Annotated in this window: 29 protein-coding genes; 20 read left to right on the top strand and 9 right to left on the bottom strand. The window is 37.7% G+C overall.

Translation table 11 applies throughout. The annotated features are described in order from the left end of the window. Positions 1-37 precede the first annotated feature (37 nt). Both BK585_RS06210 and BK585_RS06215 read left to right on the top strand, forming a co-directional pair. The gene (locus BK585_RS06210; protein WP_078552617.1) at positions 38-118 is read left to right on the top strand and encodes a YjcZ family sporulation protein; all 81 of its coding nucleotides are present in this window, start codon (positions 38-40) and stop codon (positions 116-118) included. Positions 119-185: 67 nt separating this feature from the next. Then, positions 186-278 carry a YjcZ family sporulation protein gene (locus BK585_RS06215; RefSeq protein ID WP_078552618.1) on the top strand — a complete coding sequence of 31 codons (93 nt, stop codon included), beginning with the start codon at positions 186-188 and terminating at the stop codon, positions 276-278. A 53-nt stretch (positions 279-331) separates the two neighbouring features. Here the strand turns inward: BK585_RS06215 and BK585_RS06220 are convergent, their stop codons facing one another. Continuing rightward, on the bottom strand, positions 332-511 hold the full coding sequence (locus tag BK585_RS06220; RefSeq protein WP_078552619.1) for a hypothetical protein: 180 nt from the start codon (positions 509-511) through the stop codon (positions 332-334). Between the two features lie 160 nt (positions 512-671). Between BK585_RS06220 and BK585_RS06225 the strand changes: the two genes are divergently transcribed. Then, positions 672-1,268: a YpmS family protein gene (locus tag BK585_RS06225; RefSeq protein ID WP_078552620.1), complete on the top strand. Its 597-nt coding sequence runs from the start codon at positions 672-674 to the stop codon at positions 1,266-1,268. 200 nt (positions 1,269-1,468) lie between these two features. Here the strand turns inward: BK585_RS06225 and BK585_RS06230 are convergent, their stop codons facing one another. The 3 genes from BK585_RS06230 to BK585_RS06240 all read right to left on the bottom strand — a co-directional run bounded on the left by BK585_RS06230 (position 1,469) and on the right by BK585_RS06240 (position 3,221). Beyond that, positions 1,469-2,008 carry a DUF3267 domain-containing protein gene (locus tag BK585_RS06230; protein ID WP_078552621.1) on the bottom strand — a complete coding sequence of 180 codons (540 nt, stop codon included), beginning with the start codon at positions 2,006-2,008 and terminating at the stop codon, positions 1,469-1,471. 206 nt (positions 2,009-2,214) lie between these two features. Next, a complete protein-coding gene (locus BK585_RS06235; protein WP_078552622.1) occupies positions 2,215-2,787 on the bottom strand; it encodes an HTH-type transcriptional regulator Hpr in 573 nt (190 codons plus the stop codon). Positions 2,788-2,882: 95 nt separating this feature from the next. Beyond that, the gene (locus BK585_RS06240; protein WP_078552623.1) at positions 2,883-3,221 is read right to left on the bottom strand and encodes a YtxH domain-containing protein; all 339 of its coding nucleotides are present in this window, start codon (positions 3,219-3,221) and stop codon (positions 2,883-2,885) included. Between the two features lie 94 nt (positions 3,222-3,315). On the opposite strand from BK585_RS06240, the gene BK585_RS06245 reads away from it, so the two are divergent. Continuing rightward, positions 3,316-3,510 carry a hypothetical protein gene (locus tag BK585_RS06245; protein ID WP_078552624.1) on the top strand — a complete coding sequence of 65 codons (195 nt, stop codon included), beginning with the start codon at positions 3,316-3,318 and terminating at the stop codon, positions 3,508-3,510. A gap of 84 nt (positions 3,511-3,594) precedes the next feature. On the opposite strand, the gene serC is transcribed toward BK585_RS06245, so the two are convergent. Further along, positions 3,595-4,671, bottom strand: a complete 1,077-nt coding sequence (gene serC / locus BK585_RS06250; protein ID WP_078552625.1) for a 3-phosphoserine/phosphohydroxythreonine transaminase — start codon at positions 4,669-4,671, stop codon at positions 3,595-3,597. 114 nt (positions 4,672-4,785) lie between these two features. After that, complete coding sequence (locus BK585_RS06255) at positions 4,786-5,217, bottom strand: HIT family protein (protein ID WP_078552626.1); 432 nt, start codon at positions 5,215-5,217, stop codon at positions 4,786-4,788. A gap of 275 nt (positions 5,218-5,492) precedes the next feature. Between BK585_RS06255 and BK585_RS06260 the strand changes: the two genes are divergently transcribed. The 6 genes from BK585_RS06260 (at position 5,493) to thiH (ending at position 11,837) form a co-directional block, all read left to right on the top strand. Beyond that, positions 5,493-6,236, top strand: coding sequence for an ABC transporter ATP-binding protein (locus tag BK585_RS06260; protein ID WP_078556655.1), 744 nt, complete (start codon positions 5,493-5,495; stop codon positions 6,234-6,236). Continuing rightward, a complete protein-coding gene (locus BK585_RS06265; RefSeq protein WP_078552627.1) occupies positions 6,233-7,459 on the top strand; it encodes an ABC transporter permease in 1,227 nt (408 codons plus the stop codon). The genes BK585_RS06260 and BK585_RS06265 overlap by 4 nt, the downstream gene beginning before the upstream one ends. Positions 7,460-7,467: 8 nt before the next feature. Next, entirely contained in the window at positions 7,468-8,199 is a 732-nt protein-coding gene (locus BK585_RS06270; RefSeq protein WP_078552628.1) for an EcsC family protein, read from the top strand. Positions 8,200-8,347: 148 nt separating this feature from the next. Further along, the gene (locus tag BK585_RS06275) at positions 8,348-9,790 is read left to right on the top strand and encodes a glycoside hydrolase family 18 protein (RefSeq protein ID WP_170885494.1); all 1,443 of its coding nucleotides are present in this window, start codon (positions 8,348-8,350) and stop codon (positions 9,788-9,790) included. Between the two features lie 160 nt (positions 9,791-9,950). After that, the gene (locus BK585_RS06280) at positions 9,951-10,721 is read left to right on the top strand and encodes a thiazole synthase (RefSeq protein ID WP_078552630.1); all 771 of its coding nucleotides are present in this window, start codon (positions 9,951-9,953) and stop codon (positions 10,719-10,721) included. Between the two features lie 12 nt (positions 10,722-10,733). Beyond that, positions 10,734-11,837, top strand: a complete 1,104-nt coding sequence (gene thiH / locus BK585_RS06285; protein ID WP_078552631.1) for a 2-iminoacetate synthase ThiH — start codon at positions 10,734-10,736, stop codon at positions 11,835-11,837. 312 nt (positions 11,838-12,149) lie between these two features. On the opposite strand, the gene BK585_RS06290 is transcribed toward thiH, so the two are convergent. Next, complete coding sequence (locus tag BK585_RS06290) at positions 12,150-13,328, bottom strand: M20 family metallopeptidase (protein ID WP_078552632.1); 1,179 nt, start codon at positions 13,326-13,328, stop codon at positions 12,150-12,152. Between the two features lie 18 nt (positions 13,329-13,346). Continuing rightward, the gene (locus BK585_RS06295; protein WP_078552633.1) at positions 13,347-14,063 is read right to left on the bottom strand and encodes a cytochrome c biogenesis CcdA family protein; all 717 of its coding nucleotides are present in this window, start codon (positions 14,061-14,063) and stop codon (positions 13,347-13,349) included. Positions 14,064-14,316: 253 nt separating this feature from the next. Here BK585_RS06295 and BK585_RS06300 point away from each other — a divergent pair, with 253 nt between their 5' ends. From BK585_RS06300 to hemY, 10 genes are all read left to right on the top strand, one after another. Further along, complete coding sequence (locus BK585_RS06300; RefSeq protein ID WP_078552634.1) at positions 14,317-14,727, top strand: LiaF transmembrane domain-containing protein; 411 nt, start codon at positions 14,317-14,319, stop codon at positions 14,725-14,727. Between the two features lie 17 nt (positions 14,728-14,744). After that, entirely contained in the window at positions 14,745-15,398 is a 654-nt protein-coding gene (locus tag BK585_RS06305) for a PspA/IM30 family protein (protein WP_078552635.1), read from the top strand. A gap of 211 nt (positions 15,399-15,609) precedes the next feature. Continuing rightward, complete coding sequence (locus tag BK585_RS06310) at positions 15,610-16,455, top strand: DUF4097 family beta strand repeat-containing protein (protein WP_170885495.1); 846 nt, start codon at positions 15,610-15,612, stop codon at positions 16,453-16,455. A 40-nt stretch (positions 16,456-16,495) separates the two neighbouring features. Continuing rightward, positions 16,496-17,287: a cell wall-active antibiotics response protein LiaF gene (liaF, locus tag BK585_RS06315; protein WP_078552637.1), complete on the top strand. Its 792-nt coding sequence runs from the start codon at positions 16,496-16,498 to the stop codon at positions 17,285-17,287. Further along, positions 17,287-18,333, top strand: coding sequence for a sensor histidine kinase (locus BK585_RS06320; RefSeq protein WP_078552638.1), 1,047 nt, complete (start codon positions 17,287-17,289; stop codon positions 18,331-18,333). The genes liaF and BK585_RS06320 overlap by 1 nt, the downstream gene beginning before the upstream one ends. Positions 18,334-18,346: 13 nt before the next feature. Continuing rightward, positions 18,347-18,979, top strand: a complete 633-nt coding sequence (locus tag BK585_RS06325) for a response regulator transcription factor (protein ID WP_078552639.1) — start codon at positions 18,347-18,349, stop codon at positions 18,977-18,979. Positions 18,980-19,235: 256 nt separating this feature from the next. After that, positions 19,236-21,365, top strand: a complete 2,130-nt coding sequence (locus tag BK585_RS06330) for a transglycosylase domain-containing protein (protein WP_078556656.1) — start codon at positions 19,236-19,238, stop codon at positions 21,363-21,365. 535 nt (positions 21,366-21,900) lie between these two features. Continuing rightward, on the top strand, positions 21,901-22,935 hold the full coding sequence (gene hemE, locus BK585_RS06335) for a uroporphyrinogen decarboxylase (protein WP_078552640.1): 1,035 nt from the start codon (positions 21,901-21,903) through the stop codon (positions 22,933-22,935). A 15-nt stretch (positions 22,936-22,950) separates the two neighbouring features. After that, positions 22,951-23,886: a ferrochelatase gene (gene hemH, locus BK585_RS06340; protein ID WP_078552641.1), complete on the top strand. Its 936-nt coding sequence runs from the start codon at positions 22,951-22,953 to the stop codon at positions 23,884-23,886. A 1-nt stretch (position 23,887) separates the two neighbouring features. Then, positions 23,888-25,294, top strand: a complete 1,407-nt coding sequence (gene hemY / locus BK585_RS06345) for a protoporphyrinogen oxidase (protein ID WP_078552642.1) — start codon at positions 23,888-23,890, stop codon at positions 25,292-25,294. Positions 25,295-25,366: 72 nt separating this feature from the next. Here the strand turns inward: hemY and BK585_RS06350 are convergent, their stop codons facing one another. Beyond that, positions 25,367-25,618 (bottom strand): hypothetical protein, encoded by a 252-nt coding sequence (locus BK585_RS06350; RefSeq protein ID WP_078552643.1) that lies wholly within the window; start codon positions 25,616-25,618, stop codon positions 25,367-25,369. Between the last annotated feature and the right edge of the window lie 78 nt (positions 25,619-25,696).

The following is a 25,696-nucleotide window of genomic DNA, read 5'->3' on the forward strand; positions in this document are numbered from 1 at the left end:
TAGGATATCGTGATGAAGCATTAGGAGGTGTTTTTAGATGACTTACTCAACTAGTGGGTTTACGTTACTTGTCGTGTTGTTCATCTTACTCATCATAGTAGGAGCTTCATGGTACTAAAGAAAACAAATCAAGAATAAGAAATGGTTTCTCCCTGAAAGTCTGAATATAAAAGGAGGTCCAAATCATGAGCCACGCATACACTGGAGGATTTGCGTTACTTGTAGTGCTGTTTATTTTGCTAGTGATTATCGGAGCTAGCTGGGGCTACGGCGTATAATCGTTTATTATAAAAAAACGAAAGGAAGAAGCGATTAGTCTTCTTCCTTTCGTTTACGTAAATATTATTTTTACATATGTCGATGTAAGTAAAATTGTCAATAGTACATTAATAGTACGAAATACTTTTGGCTGGCGTTCCTCGGGAATCTCTTTTTGCAAACAAAGAGCATTCGTCATTGAGTTTATCGTAAATAAAATAAACGAAGCAAAAATACCGAAAAAGAAAAACATAATTTGGCCTCCAATTCAAATGCAACAACCTTGTGTTTAGAGTACACTATATAACTTTAACAAAATATTATGCAAAAAGATACCTGTTTTGCATAGATTTTTGTTTTTTATATGAGGTAAAATAAGAGAAGACCTAAGAAGTGTCGAAGGGAGATAGAATGTGGGGAATAAAGAACGGATTTGGAAAATAGCATTTTTTTCTCTCCTAGGAGTAGTAGTTGTGTTACTTGTAATCGGGGCAATCATATTACAAAAGTTTTTCCCTGATATTGAGGATAGTCCACTCCCGAGCCCAACCCTGCAACAGGGGGAGGCGGTATTTTTTATTAATACGTCAAAGGATGACTTAAACCGATTTATCGAGAACAGGCTTGCAGACGATGAAGAGGACCAGGTTTCATACCAAGTTTATCTAGGAGAAGAGTATGTTGAATTTTCTTCAACATTTTCAATTTTAGGAAGAAATGTTCCTGTTGAAGTACTTCTGAGCCCAGAAGTTGGGAGCGAAGGAGAGTTACTACTCACCGTTGAAGAATTCTCCTTAGGACAATTCATCGTACCGAGTGACCAAGTGCTGCAAATTGTAAAAAACTTTGTAGAGCTTCCTGAATGGGTTCAGCTGTATCCAAGTGAAAGTGTCGTATATATAAGCTTGAAGGACATAGAAGTAGGCCACGGTGCCGAAATATCGTTTGTTGAATTTGATTTATTAAAAGACCATATTGAACTTCAAGTTTCATTTCAAGAAGAAGAATAACAATCAAACAATGGCGATTATGCTTATTTCTTCAAGGGGCAGGGACAGTACTAGCTAAAACACCGGGACTGGCTTCACTAGCCACAAAGCCCGTTGTGAGAAACCCTCATAACGGGCTTTAAAAAAGGTGGCGTTTTCGCTCATTGCTTAGAGGGTGGAACAAAAAGTTCAGTACAACCTTTTGTCCCACCCTCTTTATTCTAATATCTTTTTATTAATATATGAAACCCTTCACGGTGATCTTCAATAAGGGAATCTTTTGGAGCTTTAGTTAACTGGTAAGCGTACATTAAATCATAAATGCTCATTCCAAAATTAATTGATGCAAATATAGCAAAATAATGTAAATGTTCAGGGGAGAAAGTAGCTCCAATAAAACACCCTGATGTTACAAGTAGCACTGGAAAAAGCGCTGACAGGATGCATGTATTCCGATGTAATGGTTGAGGGATACAACAAAATACTCTTGGTATCCTATCGGCCATAACGACTTCGATGTTAGCTTTGTTCCCAGAGAGCCATATTGGAATGCAATGGAATAATTTATGCAAAAGAATAACAGTAGGAATACCAAGGATAATAGGTAGTATCCCATATTCAATATATTGTGTTACAGAAATAAGGGAACTTAATAATAAATAATAAAAAAGAAAAAATATAAGAATGGATATACAAGAAATCATGGATAACCTAATGGACCCATAATCTCGAGATATATTTATTGATTTCCAACAGTTCAAACGTAAGACCTCCTTATCTCTTTGCTTAATTTACGCCTTTTTAAAAGATAAATCAATAGGTTCGACAAAAAAAATAAAGAGTTTCACATTTAAAGCGATTTCATTTTTACTGCTTATTTTGGACACAAAAAAAACTCTTATTTTCTAAGAATAAGAGTTTTATCCTTTAACGTTTAAAACCATTAAAGTTTAATAGTAAAAAAAGATTATTTTACATTAGCTGTTATTTTACGTGTAAGTATACCATCTTCATCAGTAAAGTCCTCTTCAAATTTTTCTAAAGACTTTTCGAAAATATCAATAAAATCATGCCCATATACATGACGTACAATACTCATTAGCTCTGAAAATTCAGGAAACTTTCCATATAAATCTTTAATCGGCAATGCTCCACCATATACGGTATACGTACTAGGTTTATAATTCTCTAATGTCTTCATTAAAAGCTCTTCACCTGCATCAGTTAAATAAATGTAAGTATTTCGCTTATCATTTTCTTTTTTTGAGAATGCTAATAGACCACGTTCTTCAAGCTTTTTAGAGAAATTAAACGCAGTGGAAACATGCATTACCCCAAACCGGGCAACATCGGAAATCGATGCTCCTTCTAAATGATAAGAAATCCATAAAATGTGGTGTTCATTGATGTTTAAATCAAATGGCTTAATCCACGTTTGCCAATCCTTTTCAACGGACTTCCATAATGCCTTACTTAATTGAGCTACCTTATGGCTAAACAATATAGACTGTTTGACCGAATATGGTACATTGTTGTCCATGATTCTCCCCCATTATCCTTTTTCTTTTTCTCATAAATGAAAACATTTATCTAAAAACTATTTTTAGAAAATTCACTACTTTTATTATAATGGGTTTATCGAAAGTTTTCTACTGTATTTCGTAATTGTTCAATATCTTTTTCAAGTTTTTGTAATGAAGGATGAACATCTTCTTTCCATTGTTCCACTGAGTTTTTGATTTCTCCAGATACAATTTTAAGTGTACTTGCACCTTCTTTTGATGTTGAGACTACTTGATTCTTAAGCTGAGTGGAAAGGTTTGTAGCCGATTGATAATTGTTTTTTACCTCATCTATAGAGCGTCTTACATTTTGTTGAACAACTTTCCCTGATTGGGGGGTATATAGCAATGTTGCAACACTAGCTAATACAGTTCCAGTAACAATACCCGCAACAACTGATTTTAAGTTCATATGAATTAAGCTCCTTTCGTAAATCCCAATTTATTCCACTTTACAATCATATTTTTATCCTCTGCCACATATACTCCATTAAGGAGGGGGGAAGATGAGCGGAGTCATTTTTGGCTTACTTGCCACAGCGATGTTGTTAGGGTATGGTTCCATTCATACCTTTATTAAAGCAAAACAATGGAATATTCCTGCTGATGAAAAAAACAAAGTGAAGAAATATTCAATAAAATTAATGCTTTTAAGTATAATGTTTTTGGGGATTACTATTGTACTATTATTGATAAGTTAATTTTGATTTGAAGAAAGCACCATGGATAAGATCCATAGGTGCTTTTTTTCTTAAGTAGTCAAAACGGCTTTACCATTTTGATTATTAGTTGTTGTTTTTGAATTCGACCATAAATTGGCGTAGGGCTTCGCAAGCTTCTACAGGAACCGCATTATACGTAGATGCACGACATCCTCCGACTGAACGGTGACCCCCGAGACCAATAAATCCTTCTTTTTTTGCTTCAGTTAAGAACTTTTTCGTAAGTTCTTCTGATGGAAGTGTAAATGTAATGTTCATCAATGAACGGCTAGCTTTGTCAGCATGTCCTTTATAGAAGCCTTCACTTTCATCAATTGCATCATAAATCAGTTTTGCTTTTGCTTCATTTTTGCTAGTGATTGCTTCAATTCCTCCTTGTTCTTTTACCCAATTTAACACATTGTTTAACATGTAAATGGCAAATGTCGGAGGTGTATTATATAAAGAACTTGAATTAGCTTGTGTATCATAGCGAAGCATAGTTGGTGTATTTTCTGGCGTTCTATCATGTAAGTCTTTCCTCATGATAACTACCGTAACTCCAGAAGGACCTAGATTTTTTTGTGCCCCTGCATAAATCATAGCAAAATCAGAAACGTTTAATGGGCGACTTAAGATATCACTAGACATATCTGCAATAAGGTCAAAGCCTTTCGGGAATTCTTTCCACTGCGTACCATAAATCGTGTTGTTAGACGTAATATGTAAGTAGGCATCAGTTGGTGATGTTTGTATATCTTTAACATCAGGAATCGTAGAATAGTTTGAATCCTTGGCACTAGCCCCTATTATTGTTTCTCCAAGCAACTGCGCTTCTTTTAAAGCTTTTTCTGACCAAGAACCTGTTAATACATAATTCCCAGTTTGACCTTTTCCAAGTAAATTCATTGGTATCATTGAAAACTGAAGGCTAGCTCCACCTTGCAAAAACATGACATCATAGTTATCTGGAATTTGCAAAAGCTCACGTAACAGTTGTTGAGCCTCTTCATGAACCTGATCATATTCCTTACTACGATGACTTAATTCCATCACTGACATCCCACTATTACGGAAATTGATGAGTTCTGCTTGAGCCTTCTCTAAAACCTCAAGAGGTAATGCTGAAGGTCCAGCGTTAAAATTATAAGCACGTTCCACGTTCCCCACTCCTTTAATTCTTTACTATAATAAATAGGTAAAAATAATATTCATATGGTATCACGAGTGATAGACATAAAGCTATCGTTTTTTACAATATTCACATAAAATTGACTATTCGATAGATGTCGATATAGCGGTAGCGATATTTTGTAAATCAACTGGCTGATATTGCTTGCTATGATCCTTCCAGACAGCACCAAAACCATCACCTTCTCCGTACCTTGGAATCAGATGGATATGATAGTGAAAGACAGACTGTCCAGCTGCTTCTCCGTTGTTATTCACAATGTTGAGTCCAATGGGTTTGAACGTTTTTTTAATTGCTGTTGCAATTTTAGGCACAACTGAAAATAAAGAAGAAGCCACTTCCGGTGTGAGTTCAAAAATATCTTTCTGATGAACCTTAGGAATGACCAAAGTATGTCCTTTTGTGACTTGACTAATGTCAAGAAACGCCAATACATTCTCATCTTCATATACTTTCGCGGCAGGGATGTCACCTTTCACAATTTTACAAAAAATACAATTTGGGTCAAATGTCATGTTCTTCACCCTTTCGATGCGGTTTGGTATTATTTACAATAGAATACCGTTTTCTTAGTCGGGATGCAATTCACCCTAAAAGTTAGATATCATTTATCAACCATTTTACAATTCAATTTCATTTTAACGGAATGCTTAATGAGAGGGGAAATGAATCGAGTGTCTTTTTTGCTATTGGAGGTTTTCTGACCGTCTAAGTTTAGATATCAGCCTAATATCTGTTACAATAAAAAGGAAAAAGTTTCATGGACATGAGAAGTGAAGGGAAGAGAGTTATGAATCATATACTTGAAGTTGACGGTCTAAGTGGTGGATATAACGTAAAACGAAAGGTATTACATAATGTCAGTTTTACCATTGGTAAAGGGGAAATTGTTGGTTTAATCGGTCTTAACGGAGCTGGGAAAAGTACGACAATTAAGCATATCCTTGGACTAATGGAGCCACACGAAGGGACTATAAAAATTAACGGTAAGAAATTTTTAGAAAATAAAAATGACTATAGGCAAACGTATGCTTTTATTCCGGAAACGCCTATTTTATATGATGAATTAACGCTATGGGAACATTTAGAGTTAACCGCAATGGCCTATGATATTGAAAGACCTTTATTTGAAGAGCGAGCTGAAAAACTACTTCAAGAATTTAAGATGTCCAAAATGAAAAAGTGGTTTCCTAGCCATTTTTCAAAAGGTATGAAACAAAAGGTTATGATTATGTGTGCTTTCCTCGTAGATCCACCTTTATTTATTGTCGATGAACCGATTGTTGGGCTAGATCCTCTTGGAATAAAATCATTCTTAGATTGGATGTATGAGCGTAGAACAAGGGGTGCTGGAATTTTGATGTCAACACATATTTTAGCAACCGCAGAACGGTATTGTGACCGGTTTATCATTTTACATCAAGGGAAAATTGTTTTAACAGGTACACTTCATGAAATGAGAGAAGCCATCAACATGCCAACGGCTACACTTGATGATATTTATATCGAAATGACAAAGGATGACCGAGCATGAAGTCAACTGACACGTTATGGAACCAACGGGTAAAAGAATATTGGAATATGGCCATTCGCTACTTACGTTTGATAGGTAATAGTGGTTTTTTATTTACGATATATTTATTAATTATAATCGGGGCGTATTATTATAGTATTTTGCTAAACTGGTTGCCAAAAGAATTCCCAGCATCCTATGTGTTTATTGCTGTCATGAGCTATTTGTTAACACGAAGTCCAATCCGGACATTTTTGACACAAGGAGACGTTGTTTTTTTGACACCTCTTGAAGATAAGCTTACTCGATATTTTCGTTCATCTATTATCTACACGGCGATTCTTCAGTGTTGTTCATTACTAGTGGTGATGATTCTATTATCTCCTTTATTTACGCAACGTGTAAATGAAATGCCTGGTGCAATATATGGTGTAATCGGTCTTCTATTTGTTGCTAAAGTGTGGAATGTAGTTTGTAGTTGGGAGGAGTATCGTTTACAGGAAACAGACCAACGAGTAAAACATACGATGCTACGCCTCATCGTAAATCTTGTGTTTACCTTTATCATTTTTGCATTTGCACATGTTGCTTATATCATTGGGCTTTTGGCGATAATGGCCATTCTTTATCTATTTTATTATCGACACTTTGGGCGTCAACACAGTATTAAGTGGGAGCAGTTAATTGAAATGGAAGAACGGTTACTTACAATGTTTTACCGCATTGCCAATCAATTCACTGATGTTCCGAAGCTTAAGAATAAAGTAAGCTCCCGCAGATGGTTGCAGTTTATACTTACAGGAATTTCTTTTACTCGAAAAAATACATTCAATTACTTGTTCTTACGCTCATTTCTAAGGGCAAATGATTACTTCGGAATGTTCGTACGGATATTAATTGTTGGCGCGATTTTATTGATTGTGATTCCACCGGGACCAATTAGAATCCTTTTATTTTTATTATTCATTTATATGTCGGGTTTGCAATTATCGACGCTATGGAACCACTATCATACAAAACTATGGGTAGATTTATATCCCATTGCAGAAGAAGAAAAAAAGAATTCTTTCTCAAGCATTTTATTTCGCCTCTTACTTGGTAAGACTATCATTTTCACATTAATACTTTTCGCTTATCAGGAAAGTTTCGTAAATGTTCTCATATTGTTTTCAGTAGGTACGATTTTTAGTTACTTTTATAGCTTTAAGCTAGTCTATCGTAAACTGAGAACGGTGGAGGGATAAGGAACGCTATGTCATATGAAGAGACAGTAAGAGAAGACCTGTTACGATGGAAACGTAAGATGAGGAAGCAACAATCAATGAAGGCAAAGGTTGCGAAACGATTTCAAACAAAAATGAATCAATTGATTCCAGAAAAGGTACATCAAGTCGTAACAGCAAGTATAAAAAATATGGTTCATGCTACATTGCTTGGATCAGAATACACGACAAAAGTAACGGTAATGACAGATGCCACTTTTGCAGAGAGAGAAGAAAAAGTGAAGGAAAGACTGAGCACATACAAGAAAACAGCAGCTATTGAAGGAGCCGGCACTGGGGCAGGTGGAATTCTGTTAGGAATGGCAGATTTCCCGCTCCTCTTAAGCATTAAGATGAAATTCCTATTTGATGCTGCTAGTACATATGGATTTGATGTTAAAGATTACAGAGAACGTTTATTCATTCTTTATCTTTTCCAACTAGCGTTTTCAAGTGACGAAAAGAAAAAGGAGGTTTTTTCTATTGTTTCGGACTGGCCATCTTATATTCAAACGTTACCCTCTGAGAAGGAATATTTAGAAGCGTTGGATTGGAAGGAATTCCAGCTAGAATACCGAGATCATATCGACCTAGTAAAAATGCTTCAATTAATTCCCGGGTTTGGAGCGATTGTTGGTGCAGCAGCTAACTATCATTTTTTAGATGTACTTGGTGAAACCGCAATGAACGGCTATCGTATTCGCTTATTAGAAGAGAAATAAGGTAAAAGGATGTCGGAGTAAGTCAAACTTGCCTCCTGATGTCCTTTTTTGTTACAAAAAACTACCATCACTTACCACAAGAAAACGCTAGCATTGTAGATTATAATTTTAATATAAAACTATATTCAAGGAATGGATGGTGGATTTTGTGAAGAAGTGGCCGGTACTAGCACTTATTTTAATTCTTATTTTCAGCTTATTTCCAATCAATCAAGTTGCTGATGCATCTAAAGGAAATAACGGTAAAGGTAATAACAATGTAACCGAAGAAAAACAAAACCCTGGGAGAGGAAACAATAATAATACTGTCGTGGTTGAAGAAGAGCCAGAATCTCAACCTGTACCTGTCCAAGAGCAAGTCGAGGAAATTGTTGTTGTAGAAGAAAAGCCTGAAGAGCAAGCTCCTGTAGTGGAAGAAGACAACAATGACTATCAAGAGGATGTAGTTCCTGTTGAGGAGGGCGCTTATTTTTCTTATGTTGTAAAATCAGGAGATACTCTCTTTTTTATTGCTTTGGCTCATGATACAACAGTAGCTGAAATTAAAGCGATTAATGGCTTAACTAGCGATATGATATTAGTAGGACAAGTTTTATTGCTACCTGTTAAAGAAGTACAAGTAGAAGAATCAAAAGAAAAGTCGTATATGATTTTTGGTTATTATACAAAGTATTGGGCAACAGATAGAAATTCATATCAATCGTTAGTTGACCATCACGAATACATGAACTCAATAGGGACAGCTTCACTTGATGTAAATGCTGATGGCACGATTTCAGGATTTTTGCCAACAGAAGGCATTTCGTTTGCAAATAATAATGGGGTTGCCGCGTATGCAACGATTCAGAATAAGTTTGACCCGGCATTAGCTAGTCAAATTTTACGAAACAATGAGTTAAGAGAAAAGACAATTGCTAACATGTTAACGTTAGTACAAGATAATCAGTATGCCGGTATTAATATAAACTTTGAAAATATGTATGCAAATGATAGAGTTGTTTTCACACAATTTATGGAACGCGTAGTTGACGTATTCCATGCTCATTCCTACCCTGTCATGGTTTCAGTTCCAGCTAAAACTTGTGACTGTCCAACGTGGGCTTGGTCTGGTACTTTCGACCTTAAAGCATTAGGTGGTTTAGTAGATTATGTCCAAGTGATGTCCTATGATCAACATGGTTCTTGGGGAACTGCTGGTCCAGTTGTAGGTCATAACTGGGTTAAAAATGTGTTAGATTATACAACAGCAAACATTCCAAGTGAAAAATTGCTGATTGGCCTTCCTGCCTATGGGTATGATTGGAATTTGACAAAAGGAACAGGCCATAAAGCTCTTACGATGAAACAAATCAAACAACTAATCATTGACCAAAATGCAACGGTACAGTGGGACCAAACTAGTCAAAGCCCTTACTTTTATTATGTGGATAGTCAAGGTGACAGACATGTTGTCTGGTTTGAAAACGAAGCAAGCCTTGCAGCGAAAACAAAGCTTGTACAAGAATATAACCTAGCAGGAGTATCAATGTGGAGAATGGGACAAGAGGACAAATCGTTTTGGACAAGCATTCATTCTGCACTATTTGAATAAAAAATTAGTAGATAAAGAGTTAAAAGGTGATATTCCTTTTGACTCTTTTTTACGTTCTTTTTTGAAATGTTTTAATTAAGATTGTGAAATAAATCACATCCATTTATTTAAAAAATTGATAGAGTAAAAAAGATAGCCATAGAAAAAGAGGGTGACAAAAATGAAAGATAGTTTGCTTATTAGTGGAGTAGAAGTGAAAAGTAGGCTTTTTATTGGAACGGGGAAATTTGGTCGTGAGGACATGATTCCTGAGGTTGTCTCTAGTTCAGCTTCTGAGGTCATTACAGTAGCGTTACGAAGAGTGGACATTCATTCCACTGAAAACAATATTATGAATCATATCCCAAAACATATGATTCTTCTACCTAATACATCGGGAGCTAGAAATGCAGATGAGGCAATTCGAATTGCAAGATTAGCGCGTGCAGCAGGTATGGGGAATTGGGTGAAAATTGAAGTCATTTCTGACCAAAAATATCTTCTGCCAGACAATTTTGAGACGATAAAGGCCACTGAAGCGTTAGTAAAAGAAGGCTTTGTTGTTTTACCATACATGAGTCCAGATTTAATGGTTGCTAAAAGATTAGAAGAAGTAGGAGCAGCCGCCGTTATGCCACTAGGCGCACCAATTGGTACAAACCGAGGTTTACAAACAAAAGAGTTGATTGAAATTATGATTGCCGAAGCGAGCGTTCCAATTATTGTAGATGCCGGAATTGGTAAGCCGTCTGAAGCTGCCGAAGCCATGGAGCTAGGAGCAGCCGCAGTTCTTGTCAATACAGCGATTGCGACCGCAAAAGACCCTGTCCGAATGGCAAAAGCATTTGCACTGGCTGTCGAATCGGGTAGAGAGGCTTATTTAGCTGGTCTTGGAGCCACTCAATCAAAGGCGAGTGCGTCATCACCACTAACAGGCTTTTTACACAAATAGGGAGGTGCACTATTGAGCTTTTATACGTATATAGAAAAAATGGAGACGCGCAATTTTGATTTGTTTTTTAGTTCGATTGAAGAAAAAGATGTGAGGAGGGTGCTTAACCAAGAGGTGCTTTCGGAAGAAGACTTCTTAACCTTATTATCACCTGTAGCCCAAAATTTTCTCGAAGAAATGGCCGAAAAAGCTCACAAGCTTACAGTCCAGCACTTCGGCAAAACAGTTTTATTATTTACACCACTTTATATCGCCGATTATTGTGTTAACCATTGCACATATTGTAGTTTTAGTATCATTAATGAGTTTGAGAGAAAACGGTTGACGTTAGACGAAATTGAAGAAGAATCAAGAACAATTGCTAGCATGGGCTTACGGCACATTCTCATTTTAACGGGTGAGTCGAAACAACACACGCCAGTATCGTACTTAAAAGACGTCGTTTCTGTCATGAAAAAGTATTTTTCATCCATTGCGATTGAAATCAATCCATTGCATACAGAGGAATATCAAGAGCTTGTGGAAGAGGGGGTTGATGGACTGACTGTTTATCAGGAGGTATATGATAGACAAGAGTATAAAAAGTATCATGTAAAAGGACCAAAGCGTGATTATCGTTACCGCTTAGATGCACCAGAGAGAGGGTGTCAAGCGGGAATGAGAAACGTAACGATTGGCTCTTTGTTAGGCTTATCGGATTGGCGAACAGAAGTATTTTTCACCGGAATGCACGCTGAGTATCTTCAAAAAAAGTACCTTGGAACAGAAATCAATGTATCTCTCCCAAGAATTCAGCCTTATGTAGGAAGTGACTCATCAATCACCGAAGTAGATAATGTTCATTTTGTACAGAGCATGTTAGCCTTGCGTTTATTTTTACCTAAAGCAGGAATTACATTATCAACAAGAGAAAGTGCGTTTTTCAGGGATCATCTCCTCCCGCTAGGAGTTACAAAAATGTCGGCCGCTTCGAGTACAGAAGTTGGAGGGTACACAAACGAGCATTCGAGTGTTAAACAATTTGAAACTTCTGATGAACGCACCGTCCCACAAATCACAACGATGCTACAAGAAAAAGGCTACCAACCCATCTACCAAAACTGGATACAGGTGTAGAGAAACTCCCAAGAGCGGTGTTGGCTCATGGGAGTTTCTCGAAGCACGAGCGTAGCCGTGCCAAGCCAAGAGCGGTGTTGGCTCATGGGAGTTTCTATCGGACACAGAATACCTTATTTTCTAGATTTTTCTCTTTTTTTAACGCTATCGGACACAGATGCACCTATTTGCTATGAAAATGATGAAATTAGCTAAAATTTCAACAAATAGCGGAACGTGTGTCCGATAGCAATTGAAAAAGACGATTTTGAAAGAAATAGGGGACTGTGTGTCCGCTATTCTTCCAAAATCGCCTACTGCAAATAATAAATCCTAGCTTTTCGCATAATGAAGTGCAATTCGACCTAACGTTTTTGCTGCAATGAGCATCGCTCGTTCATCAAAATCAAACTTTGGATGGTGATGCGGGTACGCGATTTCCAATTCTGGATTTCGTGCGCCCGTGAAGAAAAAGCTGCCTTTCACGTGTTGAAGGTAATAGGCAAAATCCTCACCACCCATTTGAGGAGCCATTTCCTCAACGTCGCTCACATCAGGGACACTCGGAGCGAGTGATGCTAGGGTCATAGTTTCATCCTCATGGTTCACAACAGCGGGATAGCCACGGTAATAGGAATAAGTGGCTGATACATCAGCTGCCAAACAAGTACCATCTACCACACGGCGAATTTCATTTTCCATTAACGTTCGAACGTCTTCATCAAACGTTCGGACAGTCCCAATAAGTTTAGCTGAATCAGCAATCACGTTAAAAGCATTTTTAGCTTCGAACGTTCCGATGGATAACACCGCAGATTGAAGAGGGTCAACCCGGCGACTAACAAGCTGTTGTAGATTGGTTACGAGTTGAGAACCGATAACAATCGCATCTTTCGTTAAATGAGGCATTGCCCCATGTCCACCTTGACCTTGGACGACAATCTCAAAGCGATCGGCAGCAGCCATGATAGGACCACTACGATATTGAATCTTTCCTAATGGTTCAGTAGCCCATAAATGGGTACCAAATACAAAGTCAACCCCATCAAGGCATCCATCGTTAATCATCTCAATCGCCCCACCAGGAGCATATTCTTCAGCATGTTGATGAATGAAAACAATCGTTCCTTCAAGGTCAGCTTTGTTCTCGACAAGAGCTCTAGCAAGCCCTAATAGTGTTGCCGTATGGCCGTCATGACCACAAGCATGCATGACTCCATCAACCTTTGATTTGTAATCAACCGTTTTTTCATCTTGAATAGGAAGTGCATCGAAATCAGCACGAAGCGCAATCGTCTTGCCTGGCTGTGCGCCACGAAGAGTCGCCACGACTCCACGTCCGCCTACTCCTGTTTTTACTTCATTTCCTAACCTACGATGATACTCTGCAATATAAGCAGGAGTCTCGACTTCCTGAAAAGAAAGCTCTGGATTTTGATGTAGGTGACGTCGAATCGACACCATTTCAGAAAAAAGCTCATCTAGTCTTTTATCAATCGCAACTTCTATCATACATACACCTCAATTTCATTAGATGTTAAAAGGGATAAACCTAGCTAAGTACGCAGAAATAATCGCAAATTGCCCTGTAAATAATAAAATTCCTAATAGTATCATTATATACCCGCTCACCTTTTGAATGGTAGGAAGAAGTCGGTTTAATTTTTTTATTTTATTTAAGGATCGAGACCACAGCATAGCTACTAAGACAAATGGTAAACCAAGCCCCATTGAATAAATAAAGAGAAGAAGCATGCCACTTCCCATTGTCTCTGCACGACTGGCTAGAACTAAAATAGAAGATAAAACAAGGCCAATACATGGAGACCACCCTGTCCCAAACACAAACCCAAATAATACGGACCCGAAGAAGCTAGTCGATTTTTTCGGGGTAGATTGAAGGTTTTTTGTCGTGAGTAAAGCACGAATGGATATAATACCAGCCATTTGCAACCCAAATACGGTAATAATCACTCCCCCAACTTGTTCAAACAGTTGTCGATTACTTAAAAAGAATTGACCAATGAACGTTGAAGTAGCACCTAAAATTAAGAATACGACTGTAAACCCAATCACAAAGCCAACACTTCTAGAAAGAATCACTCCACGTTCGGCTTGGATTTGATTATTACTTACGTTAGTTCCTGTTAGTTGTGCCAAATAAGCTGGAACTAGGGGAAAGACACAAGGGGAAAGAAAGGATACAACCCCAGCTAAAAAGGCTAACCAAATTGTTACTTCTGTCATCTGCACACACCTCTTAGTATTCTTTGTCCTATCGTTATGAAGGTTTATCCTACATTATACTATCACTCCTGCATTATATCGAATTTTCGGAAGCTATATGGAGTGGTAAGTCTTTGTTCAAAGAATGGTCACAACTAGCAGACGGACGCAAAATCCATCTAGAGACGGAGGGCAAAACCATCCTCATGTTTGTTTTGGGAAGATAGAGTGTGGCTTACAATGAGAGTAACTTAAAAAGAAGGAGGCGAGACAGATGAACGTGACAGGTAAAATTATATTTGGAGCTATTCTCCTGCTTATTGGAGGAAATATTCTGTTAAGTACATTAGGAATACACTTAGGTGGATTACTAGGAGTTGCGTTTGCAGGCTTACTGATTTGGTATGGCTACTCTAAAATGAAAACAGCTGAAACTAAAGGAGCAAAAACCTTTGGAACCATTATACTCATCTTTGGTATTTTAATGCTTATTGGAAAGGCACATATGATTGTTGGGATGGTGATTGCAGGAGCAATTATTTATTACGGGATCAAGCTTGTCAAAAGAGAAACACAGCAAGCGGCACCAACTAATCATAGTAGTGACGAGGACCTAACAGTTGATTTTAAGGCTGATGATAGTTTTGAACATGAGTGGAAACGTTTTATTGAAAAACACAATTAAAATTGGAGGGATTTGCTATGGTATTTAGAAGAATAAGGGATTTGACGTTAGCTTCAATTCATGAAGGATTAGATCAATTGGAAAATCCAGTTACAATGTTGAATCAGTATATGCGTGATGTAGAGGACGAAATTAAAAAGGCGGAGAAAGCAGTTTTGAAACAAGTCATGCTAGGGGAAAGCTTCAAAAAACAGCTACTAGAAGTAAATGAACTGATAGAAAAAAGAAGTCGTCAAGCAGAGCTTGCACTAAAAGCAGGAGAAGAAGAGTTAGCGAGAAAAGCGTTGTACTCTAAAAATCTGTACGAAGAAAAAAGTGAAAAGTACGAGAAAATTCTTGCAAACAACGAACAAGAATTGGTAGAAATCAAGGAACAACTAAGTGATATGAAGCAAAAGTATATTGAAATGAAAGATAAAAAAATGGAATTAGTGGCAAGGGAAAATGCAGCCCGCATTAAAGATAATTTACAACATACGATTTCTCAATTTTCTTCTGAAAAAGCAGAAGCAGGCTTTGCTAGAATTGAACAAAATATATACGAGATGGAAATGAAAACAAGAACAAGAAGAGAGTTTGATATTGAATTTAAAGAATCAACTGCCGTATATTATGATGATGCCATTACAAAAGAAATTGAAACGCTAAAAGAAAGAATGTCAACCAAATAATAGAATGTGAATAAGAATAGGAAATTGAAAGACTGCTGTTTCCTATTCTTTCCTAGTTTTTAGAAGAAATGATAAGAGGTTGATTTCAGTATCTTACTGATAGGATGCTGACATCAACGTTTCTTAGTGAAGTGTGAAAATAACATTATTGTATTTTGGTAAGATATAGTAAAATAGTAGTCGGTACTATATTCCTTGGGAGGGAATGAAGTTGAAAAAAATATTTGGGGTTTTATTAATTGTGATAGGATTCATCATTGCCTTAAATGCAATTGGTATGACAAATACAAGTCAACCTGTCATTAAACATGAAAAACAGGAAATTACTGAATTTGATAAAATCATAATCAGTGCACGTACAGCTAATATTGAAGTTGAGACTACAACAAACTCTGAACTCACATTAGAAGTAAAGTCAGATTCAAATGATATAAAGGTGTCAAAGGAAGAAAGCGGGTCTACGTTAACTTTCAACGTAGAAGAGCCAAAAGGGTGGTTTGCTTTTGGCAAGAAATCGATTAAAGTCATTGTTTCACTTCCAGAAGCCTATAAAGATACGCTAGATATCTCAACCAATGCCGGGAATATCTCATTCTCTGATGAACTCCATATCCAAGAGTTAGTAGTGCGGACAACGGCCGGAAATATAAAAGATATTTCAGGAGAGATTGAGCAAGTAACCATAAAAAGTACGGCAGGCAATATATCTGGTTATGACCTAATCACAACTCAAACCGACATTAAAGCAACAGCTGGGAATATTACTTTTGATGGTTTTACCGGTTCAATCACAGGCAGTAACTCAGCGGGAAATACAAATGTCGACTATAATGATGTAAATGGAAATGTTGATTTTAAATCAAGTGCTGGAAATATAAAATTGACGATCCCCAATCCTTCATTTGTATTAGATGCCAAAGTATCCGTTGGAGACATTAAAGTAGACGTTCCAATTATGTTAGAAAGTAGCAGCAAACAAAACTATCAAGGGACAGTAAACGATGGTTTGTATACGATAAATTTATCAGCATCAGCCGGAAATATAAAAATAGAGTAAAAACAGTAGATACTAGTTCTTTTCGGAAGGAGGGAGTACCTTGCATATATCTAGAAATGTCCTCATTGGAATTGTCATCATCTTAATTGGAGTAAGCGCCTTAATGAATACATTGAACACGAATATTCACCTTGGGAGCTTTATCGGTCCACTAATCTTTTTTGTTCTTGGACTGTACTTTCATCGTAAAGGCAATCGTTTGTTAAGTGGTATTTTCTTTCTTATTAGCCTTATCGCGTTTTTCGATCATGTGTTACACATTAATATTGTTGGAGTCATTATCGCTAGTATTTTTATTTATTTTGGATATCGACTTATGTCTGGGGAGAAAGAGAAACCAAAAGAGGAGACATCTCCATATCACGAGCAACCTCATTCAAACCATGAAACGGTTATTGAGAAAAAAGAAAATCCAGATGAACATAAATTTGGTGACACTCATTTTGACAAGAAAATATTCACGTCACCAACGTTTCGAAGTTCATTAATTGGCGATTTGCACCTTCTCAGCCGGTTTGAATTAAAGGACATGACGATTCGAAATGCGATAGGAGATATTAAAATTGACCTTTCAAAAGCAATTATTCCCGATGGGGAAACCGTCATCGTTGTTAATGGGTGGATAGGTGATATTGATATTTACATTCCTGATGATTTAGATATTTCCATTCAAGCGATGGTTTCATTAGGTGAACTAGATATTTTTGACAACAATCAAAGTGGATTTAATCGCAGTATCTCTGTGACAACAAAAGATTTTAAAGATGCACCGAAACGAGTGAAAATCGTATTAGCCTTATTTATTGGTGATATCGATGTGAGGTATGTCTAATGAGAACGAGATTATTTGGGATACAATGGCATATTATCCGCTACTCGATATGGGTTAGCTTATTATCAGGAATTATCATTGTCTTTACGATAACGTTTGGAGAAGAACAGGGATTTACGAGATTATTAGAAAAAAAACTATTTGGAATACCGCTTTTTTTACTTATCCCTATCATTTGTATTGAGATCGGCGTAATTGCAGGGTATTTATTTGGGAATTGCTACAAAAAACGGTTAGATATTGTTCTAAGAGGAACGATGCAATTGGAGAGAGGAAATTTTTCTCACCGTTTTCCTAACCTCGGTCAAGATGAAATTGGGATTATAAGTGATCATTTGAATGAAATGGTGGAGCGGGTCGAAGAACAGATTGCTTCGTTACAACGACTATCAACTGAGAGAGCAGAGTGGCAAGACTCAATAAAACAAGCAGCAATTGATGAAGAACGACAGCGGTTAGCAAGAGACCTCCATGATGCGGTCAGTCAACAACTCTTTGCCATTTCAATGATGACAGCAGCACTACCACATTCGTTACAAAAAAAACCGGATAAAGTGTTAGGCCAGATTGAAACGATTGAAAAAATGGCAGCAGCTGCTCAGTCTGAAATGAGGGCTCTATTACTGCATTTGCGTCCTTCTCACTTAGAAGGAAAGAATTTAATGCTAGGTATAGAAGACTTACTGACAGAATTAAAATTAAAGCACCAGCTCTCTATCAATTGGAAAATCGAACAACTTTCTACTATCCCAAAAGGAATAGAAGACCACCTTTTTCGCCTGGTGCAAGAGGCTGTATCTAATATCCTCCGGCATGCTAAAGCCGAAAGAATTGATGTGCAGTTACGAGAAGTAAAAGGACAACTCCGTTTGAAAATTACTGATAACGGAATTGGGTTTGATATCTCTCAACAGAAAAGTTCATCGTATGGTCTAAAAATGATGAAAGAGCGTGTCACAGAAATCGGAGGAGTTCTTGAAATTATGTCAGCACCAGGAAAAGGAACTCAGGTAGAAGCGAAAGTACCACTTGTTCACTCGAGATGAGGGGGAGATAAAATTGATAAAAGTTTTGCTTGTTGATGACCATGAAATGGTGAGAATGGGGCTAAGTTCATATCTAGCAACTGAAGATGATATCGAAGTCATTGGTGAAGCAGGTAATGGGCTTGACGGAATAGAGATGGCACTCGAAAGAAAGCCAGATGTGATTCTAATGGACTTAGTAATGGAAAAAATGGATGGTATTGAGGCCACGAAGGAAATTAGCAAACAAATGCCACATGTAAAAATTATTGTGTTGACTAGTTTTATAGATGATGAAAAAGTGTATCCAGTAATTGAAGCGGGAGCATTTAGTTATTTATTAAAAACAACGAGAGCCAATGATATTGCAAGCGCAATTCGCAGTGCATACCGTGGTGAAGCGATAGTTGAAGCAAAAGTAACAAATAAGATGATGGCGAGAATGAGACAGCAATCAAAACGTGAATTACATGATGAACTCACGCCACGAGAATTAGAGGTTTTATGCTTAATAGGAAATGGGAAAACCAATCAAGAAATTGCAGATGATTTGTTTATCGGTGTGAAAACGGTAAAGACACATGTAAGTAATATTCTTGCTAAGTTGGAAGTAGAGGACCGTACACAAATTGCAATTTATGCCCACAGACATCAACTTGTTAAATAATCACTCCCTTTGGTATGGACCTGCGGCTGACTCAAATGGTATTCAATTACCTAACGAGTCAGCTTTTTTATGTCTCTTCTTTGTGTAGGTTAATTATGTTTTGCACTTAGAATAAAAGGGAAACAAGCAACATACATATTTTGGAGGATAGCTTAGCTGAGTCGAATCATAGGTAGAATTGTCGAAACATCTAGTTTATAATAGTTTAAAATTATAACCATACCAAAGGAGGGTTGTTCAATTGTCTAAGAAAAAAATGATTATAATTGGAACAACTATCCCGGTCATTGGATTGTTTTTTAGCTTTAGTTTATATCTTTTCATTATTTTAGCTGGTGATTATGTCATTGATGATAAAAAATTAGTGATGAATACTGCCACTAAAATAGTAAACGAAGATGAAGAAGAATTAACAAAGCTATTTGTCGAAAATCGAGAGCTTACCTCCATTCATGAAATCCCTGAACATGTTCAACATGCTTTTGTCGCTATCGAGGATGCTAGGTTTTATGACCATCAAGGAGTTGACATACGAGCTATTGCTCGTGCGTTATATCGTGACATATTAGCGGGTTCGAAGGTAGAAGGCGGAAGTACAATCACACAACAACTTGCGAAAAATACATTTTTAACTCCTGAAAAAACATTTCTAAGGAAGACAAATGAAGTCCTTATCGCTATGAACCTTGAACGGCGATACAGTAAAGAACAATTACTAGAAATGTACCTAAACCGCATCTATTTCGGACACGGGGCGTATGGGATTCAGTCAGCGGCAACGCTTTATTTTAATAAAGATGTCTCTGAATTAACAGTAGAGGATGGTGCTCTGCTCGCAGGCTTACCAAAAGCACCTAATAGTTATTCACCAATTAATCATCCCGTACGAAGTAAACAACGTCGAGATCTTGTGTTAAGTGTAATGGAACGTAGAGGGTATCTTTCAGCTGAAGAGGCTGTCCGGTTGCAAGGAAAGACAGTAGCGATAAATGTAAACAGGTTAAGTCAACATGAAGCGTATGCCACTTATATTGATATGGTTTTAGATGAGGCGGAGGAAAGATTCCACCTAACAAACGAGGAAGTGTTAACTGGCGGCTATACCATAGTGGTTCCTATGGATAAACAATTACAAGAAACATCCTTTAAAATGTTTCAAGATGACGGTTACTTTCCAGGAACGGATGAACATGTGCAAGGTGCTTTTGTCATGTTAGATGTCAGGACGGGGGCAGTCCTTGCTGCACAAGGAGGCCGTCAATATATTTCAAAAGGGATAAACCGAGTGAATGTGAAAAGGCAACCAGGTTCGACGTTCAAACCTGTAGCGGTGTATGGGCCTGCTTTAGAGGAAGGAAAGGCCCAGCCTTACTCGCTTTTGCGAGACGAGTTACTAGAATATGACGGATATGCTCCTCGCAATGCAAACCAGCAGTATCAAGGTGAAATGACAATGTATGATGCGATTACTCACTCAACAAATGCATCTGCAGTTTGGTTGTTTAACCAGTTAGGAATAGGAACAGGTAAAACCTATTTAGATAAATTGGGGCTTGGTGTACGAGACAACGGTTTAGCAATTGCGTTAGGTGGTCTTGAGGAAGGCGTAAGTCCACTACAATTATCAAAGGCGTACCGTGCCTTTGCCAAAGAAGGAAAACTGATAGACCATTACGTTATTTCTGAAATGTACGATGGAAATGGTAAACTTCTAGGAAGAGCAAGCATAGAAGAACAGGAAGTATTTTCAAAACAAACCGCGTGGAATATGACAAGAATGTTAGAATCCGTTGTTATCGAAGGAACCGCGCGTCATGGTGAGAGTTCAAAAGCGTTAGCCGGAAAAACAGGGACGACGTCGTATACTGACATTGAAGGAGCGATAAGAGATGCCTGGTTTGTTGGATACACACCAGAGGTCGTCGGAGCTGTGTGGATTGGCTATGATGCGACAACCGATCACTCTCATTTAACAGGAGGGAGCTCATATGCTACCCAATTATTTAAGGATATTCTTAATCAAATCCCTTTACAAAATAGTTATAGCTTTACAAAGCCAAATGATGTTAATGAACTTGAAGAACCAATTCGATTAGGGACAGTGTCCGATGTATCGGCGAAACTCACGTTTGCAGGAAGAGGACTTGTTGGAGTAAGGATGAATTGGACAGCATTAGAAGACAAAAGAATACAGTACCGTATTTACGAGCTGACCAAAGAGGGGATGAATCACATAGGTACAGTAGTCGGCGAAGGAAGCTTTACAGTCGGTTCCGTCAATCCATTCTCTTTAAAAGAATACATCGTTATTCCATATAATCCGCAAACCGAACAAGAAGGAACCCCCTCCAACACAGCGGAAGTATTAATGCGCATAGGATTTTAGAGCCACCGTCCTCTGGGTGAACTGTCCCAGAGGACGGTGGCTCGAAGCATGAGCGGAAGCGCTGAAGGTTTTTAAGTGGGTGTAGTGGTGTTCTACCCCCAGATCAGCGAAGAAGCCATGCCAAAATAGGGTGAACTGTCCCAGAGGACGGTGGCTCGAAGCATGAGATGGGACACAGACTTTAAAGAAGAATTTGAAGAATGTCGAGAGTATGTTAGATGTAGTTAGTGGAATAATGTATAAGGTTCAAGAATGGCGTGCCATTTCATAACGGAGAGTTATTCGGCGAAGAGCGATGGCTTCCCTCACTGCGCGTCCTTCATTAAGAAGGTCGCTTATTGAAGGATTTAAAATAATGGTAGTGGCTTCGCTCATCGCATTTGTGCCTCTTTAATTAGACGATTTTATGACGATTTGTTGGCTTTGCTATACTTTATTATTTAGAATAATTATAATATATAAGCGAGAAAAATGATTTTTTAATTTGATTAGTTTACAATTAGGACTAAGCTAATACATAGGAAGGTGTGTAAGTATGAGTAACCCCTCGTTCAATGATATGTTTTTAAGAGCCTGTAGAAAGGAAAGCGTCAGTCATGTTCCTGTTTGGTATATGAGACAAGCTGGACGTTCACAGCCTGAATATCGAGAAATCAAAGAAAAATATTCTTTATTTGAAATCACTCATCAGCCCGAGTTATGTGCGTATGTGACTAAGCTGCCGGTGGATCAGTATAACAATGATGCTGCTATTTTATATAAAGATATTATGACTCCTTTACCGGCAATTGGAGTCGATGTAGAAATCAAGTCTGGAATTGGACCGGTTATAGATAACCCGATTCGTTCAAAACAAGATGTTGAAAAGTTAGGAGAAATTGACCCAGTTTCAGATGTACCATATGTACTAGATACGATAAAGCTATTACGCGAACAGTTAACTGTTCCATTAATTAGTTTTAGTGGAGCTCCGTTTACATTAGCGAGCTATATGATCGAAGGGGGACCTTCAAAAAATTATAATAAAACAAAAGCCTTCATGTATGCAGAACCAGAAGCTTGGTACTTATTAATGGAAAAGCTTGGTGATATGACGATTACATATGTTAAAGAACAAATTAAGGCAGGTGCCCAGGCAATTCAAATTTTTGATTCATGGGTAGGTACACTGAACGTTGAGGATTATCGAACATTCGTGAAGCCAATCATGTCACGTATTTTTACAGAACTTGCTGAAGAAAACGTTCCTCTTATTATGTTTGGTGTTGGTGCGAGTCATTTACTACAGGAATGGAATGACCTTTCTTTGAATGTCATCGGACTAGATTGGAGAATGCCAATTCGTGAGGCAAGAGCTAAGGGTGTTTCAAAAACCGTTCAAGGTAATTTAGACCCAGCTATTTTACTTGCTCCTTGGGACGTAATAGAAGGAAGAACAAAGGAAATTCTTGATGCGGGTATGGAAACACCTGGTTTCATTTTTAACTTAGGGCATGGAGTATTTCCAGAAGTAAATCCTGATACGTTACGACGACTAACTGCATTTGTACATGAGTACACATCCAAATAAGAGGAGTGGTTCAAGATGAAAAAGAAACTTGGATTATTGGTTATGGCTTATGGAACGCCAAGAAGTATTGAAGAGGTAGAGCCTTACTATACACACATTAGAAGAGGAAGAAAACCTTCACAAGAAGCCCTCGATGATTTAATTGGAAGGTATGAAGCGATTGGTGGAATTAGTCCATTAGCTAAAATAACGGAAGAACAAGCGTATGGTCTTGAATCCGAAATGAATCGCCGATACGATGATATTGAATTTAAAACATACCTTGGCCTAAAGCACATCGACCCGTTTATTGAAGATGCGGTCCATCAAATGAAAAAAGATGGAATAGAAGAGGCCATTAGTCTTGTTCTTGCGCCCCACTACTCTACTTTTAGTGTGAAGTCGTATAACGGTCGTGCAGTAGAAGAGTCTGCTAAAATAGACGGTCCTACAATACATACAATTGATAGCTGGTATGATGAACCTAAATTTATAGAGTATTGGGTGAACCAACTTACGAAAACGATGAAAGAAATTGAGGATAAAGAAAAAGCATGTGTGATTTTTTCTGCTCATAGTTTACCTGAAAAAATAATCGCTATGGGAGATCCTTATCCAGAACAACTTCAAAAAACTGCTGATTTAGTAGCAGAGGCTGCTGGTATTTCAAATTACACAATTGGATGGCAAAGTGCAGGAAACACACCAGACCCGTGGATTGGACCAGATGTTCAGGATTTAACGAGAGATTTATATAACGAAAAGGGATATACCTCTTTTGTTTATATTCCACTTGGGTTCGTGGCGGACCATTTAGAAGTTCTTTTTGATAACGATTATGAGTGCAAAATCGTAACGGATGAATTAGGAGTATCCTATTACCGTCCTGAAATGCCTAATGCTAAGCCAGAGTTTATTGATTGTTTGGCTACGGTTGTAGAAGAAAAGCTTCATCAGAAAGTAGTGAAATAAAGTGGGAGGTCAGAAGAAGCGAGTTGCCATTATTGGTGCTGGAATCACAGGCCTTACTGTAGCTTATTACTTGCAGGAAGAAATCAAAAACAACCACCTAAACGTTGAATATTCCTTGTTTGAGGCAAGCAAGGACCTTGGTGGAAAAATTCAAACGGATTATACGGATGGATTCATCATTGAAAAAGGACCGGACTCTTTTCTTGAACGAAAACAAAGTGCAGCCAGGCTAGCAAGAGCTGTTGGTCTTGAAAAAGAGCTTGTCAATAATGACACCGGTCAAGCGTATATCCTTAAGGAGAAACAATTGTATCCGATTCCTGGTGGTTCTATTATGGGGGTTCCAACTGAATTAACTCCGTTTGCCACAACAAAGCTTTTTTCGCCATTAGGAAAGCTTCGAGCTGCTGGTGATTTAGTGTTGCCAAAAAAGAGTGACCCTGTACAAGACCAATCATTAGGTGAATTTTTTAGAGGGCGACTTGGAGATGAAGTGGTGGATTATTTAATTGAACCTCTTCTTTCAGGAATTTACGCTGGTGATATTGATAAACTTAGTTTAATGGCAACATTTCCGCAATTTCATCAGATTGAACAAAAACACCGTAGTCTAATTTTAGGGATGAAAAAAGGGAAGGCCAAGCAACCGAGTACGGGAAAGAAAAAAGGGATGTTTATGTCTTTAACAGGCGGTCTGTATTCTCTAGTTGAAGCAATCGAAAATCATTTGGACCCTTATTCTGTTTTAAAAGAAACGGTTGTTGACCATGTGGAAAAAGAAAACGGTGGCTATAAAGTCTCCTATCAAGGTAAACAGGAATGGTTTGACTATGTAGTCTTGACGACTCCTCACCTTGTAACAAAAGATATCCTATCTTCGTATAGCTTTAGCGAAAAATTAACGGAGATGCCTTCGACGTCCGTAGCAACAGTTGCCATGGCCTATCCAATTGAAGCAATTAAAGATGACCGTGATGGAACTGGTTTTGTCGTTGCTAAAAAAGGTGAGTATGATATCACAGCTTGTACATGGACACATAAAAAATGGAAACATACAACACCAGAAGGAAAGGCATTACTTCGTTGCTATGTTGGTCGATTTGGGGATGAAGACATTGTTTTTGAAAGTGACGAAGAAATCCTAAATCGAGTTTTAAAGGATTTAAAGTCAATTATAACGATTGATGGTCAACCTGAATTTTACCGAATTACAAGATGGAAACAAGCGATGCCCCAATATATAGTTGGTCATAAAAAACGTATAGAGGAAGTAAAAGAAGAAATAAGAACAAAATTCCCTGGTCTCTTTTTAGCTGGGGCTTCGTATGAAGGATTAGGAATTCCGGACTGTATTGACCAAGGGGAAGAAGTAGTAAAACAAATTCTTGAGCAAACTACGAAGCAATGAACTAACACTTGATAGCCTGTTATAAGGGAGTCTTATAACAGGCGTTTATAGTTTATCGTTCAATAGTGAGGATTAAAACAATTGTGCTTGTGCTTGTTGAATTTGCTGATGGATTTGATGTAATTTTTGTTGTGCTTGGAGAATATGTTGTTGGTCAATTTGAGAAGCTGACTCATAGGCTTGTTGAAGGTCATTTTGAGCATCAACGACTTGACGTTGAGCAAATTGAAGTTGAGTAGTGTCTTCCACAGCATGTTGAATCGCATATTCCGCTTGAAGAATCGCTTGCTGAGCGCTTTGAAGTCCTTGATTTTGAATAGCCATAGAATTCCCTCCTTATTACTATTAATGTCTTTGATAGCTTTGCCATAAAACTAGGTCATATTCCTGATTTTTTAGGGT

The organism is Bacillus alkalicellulosilyticus, assembly GCF_002019795.1.
Classification (GTDB): domain Bacteria; phylum Bacillota; class Bacilli; order Bacillales; family Bacillaceae_F; genus Bacillus_AO; species Bacillus_AO alkalicellulosilyticum.

Coding starts and splice junctions, on each gene's coding strand:
- BK585_RS06210 (WP_078552617.1), top strand. CDS start 38: ATGACTTACTCAACTAGTGGGTTTACGTTACTTGTCGTGTTGTTCATC.
- BK585_RS06215 (WP_078552618.1), top strand. CDS start 186: ATGAGCCACGCATACACTGGAGGATTTGCGTTACTTGTAGTGCTGTTT.
- BK585_RS06220 (WP_078552619.1), bottom strand. CDS start 511: ATGTTTTTCTTTTTCGGTATTTTTGCTTCGTTTATTTTATTTACGATA.
- BK585_RS06235 (WP_078552622.1), bottom strand. CDS start 2,787: ATGGACAACAATGTACCATATTCGGTCAAACAGTCTATATTGTTTAGC.
- BK585_RS06240 (WP_078552623.1), bottom strand. CDS start 3,221: ATGAACTTAAAATCAGTTGTTGCGGGTATTGTTACTGGAACTGTATTA.
- BK585_RS06245 (WP_078552624.1), top strand. CDS start 3,316: ATGAGCGGAGTCATTTTTGGCTTACTTGCCACAGCGATGTTGTTAGGG.
- BK585_RS06255 (WP_078552626.1), bottom strand. CDS start 5,217: ATGACATTTGACCCAAATTGTATTTTTTGTAAAATTGTGAAAGGTGAC.
- BK585_RS06260 (WP_078556655.1), top strand. CDS start 5,493: ATGAATCATATACTTGAAGTTGACGGTCTAAGTGGTGGATATAACGTA.
- BK585_RS06265 (WP_078552627.1), top strand. CDS start 6,233: ATGAAGTCAACTGACACGTTATGGAACCAACGGGTAAAAGAATATTGG.
- BK585_RS06270 (WP_078552628.1), top strand. CDS start 7,468: ATGTCATATGAAGAGACAGTAAGAGAAGACCTGTTACGATGGAAACGT.
- BK585_RS06280 (WP_078552630.1), top strand. CDS start 9,951: ATGAAAGATAGTTTGCTTATTAGTGGAGTAGAAGTGAAAAGTAGGCTT.
- BK585_RS06290 (WP_078552632.1), bottom strand. CDS start 13,328: ATGATAGAAGTTGCGATTGATAAAAGACTAGATGAGCTTTTTTCTGAA.
- BK585_RS06295 (WP_078552633.1), bottom strand. CDS start 14,063: ATGACAGAAGTAACAATTTGGTTAGCCTTTTTAGCTGGGGTTGTATCC.
- BK585_RS06300 (WP_078552634.1), top strand. CDS start 14,317: ATGAACGTGACAGGTAAAATTATATTTGGAGCTATTCTCCTGCTTATT.
- BK585_RS06305 (WP_078552635.1), top strand. CDS start 14,745: ATGGTATTTAGAAGAATAAGGGATTTGACGTTAGCTTCAATTCATGAA.
- BK585_RS06320 (WP_078552638.1), top strand. CDS start 17,287: ATGAGAACGAGATTATTTGGGATACAATGGCATATTATCCGCTACTCG.
- BK585_RS06330 (WP_078556656.1), top strand. CDS start 19,236: ATGATTATAATTGGAACAACTATCCCGGTCATTGGATTGTTTTTTAGC.
- hemE (WP_078552640.1), top strand. CDS start 21,901: ATGAGTAACCCCTCGTTCAATGATATGTTTTTAAGAGCCTGTAGAAAG.
- hemH (WP_078552641.1), top strand. CDS start 22,951: ATGAAAAAGAAACTTGGATTATTGGTTATGGCTTATGGAACGCCAAGA.
- BK585_RS06350 (WP_078552643.1), bottom strand. CDS start 25,618: ATGGCTATTCAAAATCAAGGACTTCAAAGCGCTCAGCAAGCGATTCTT.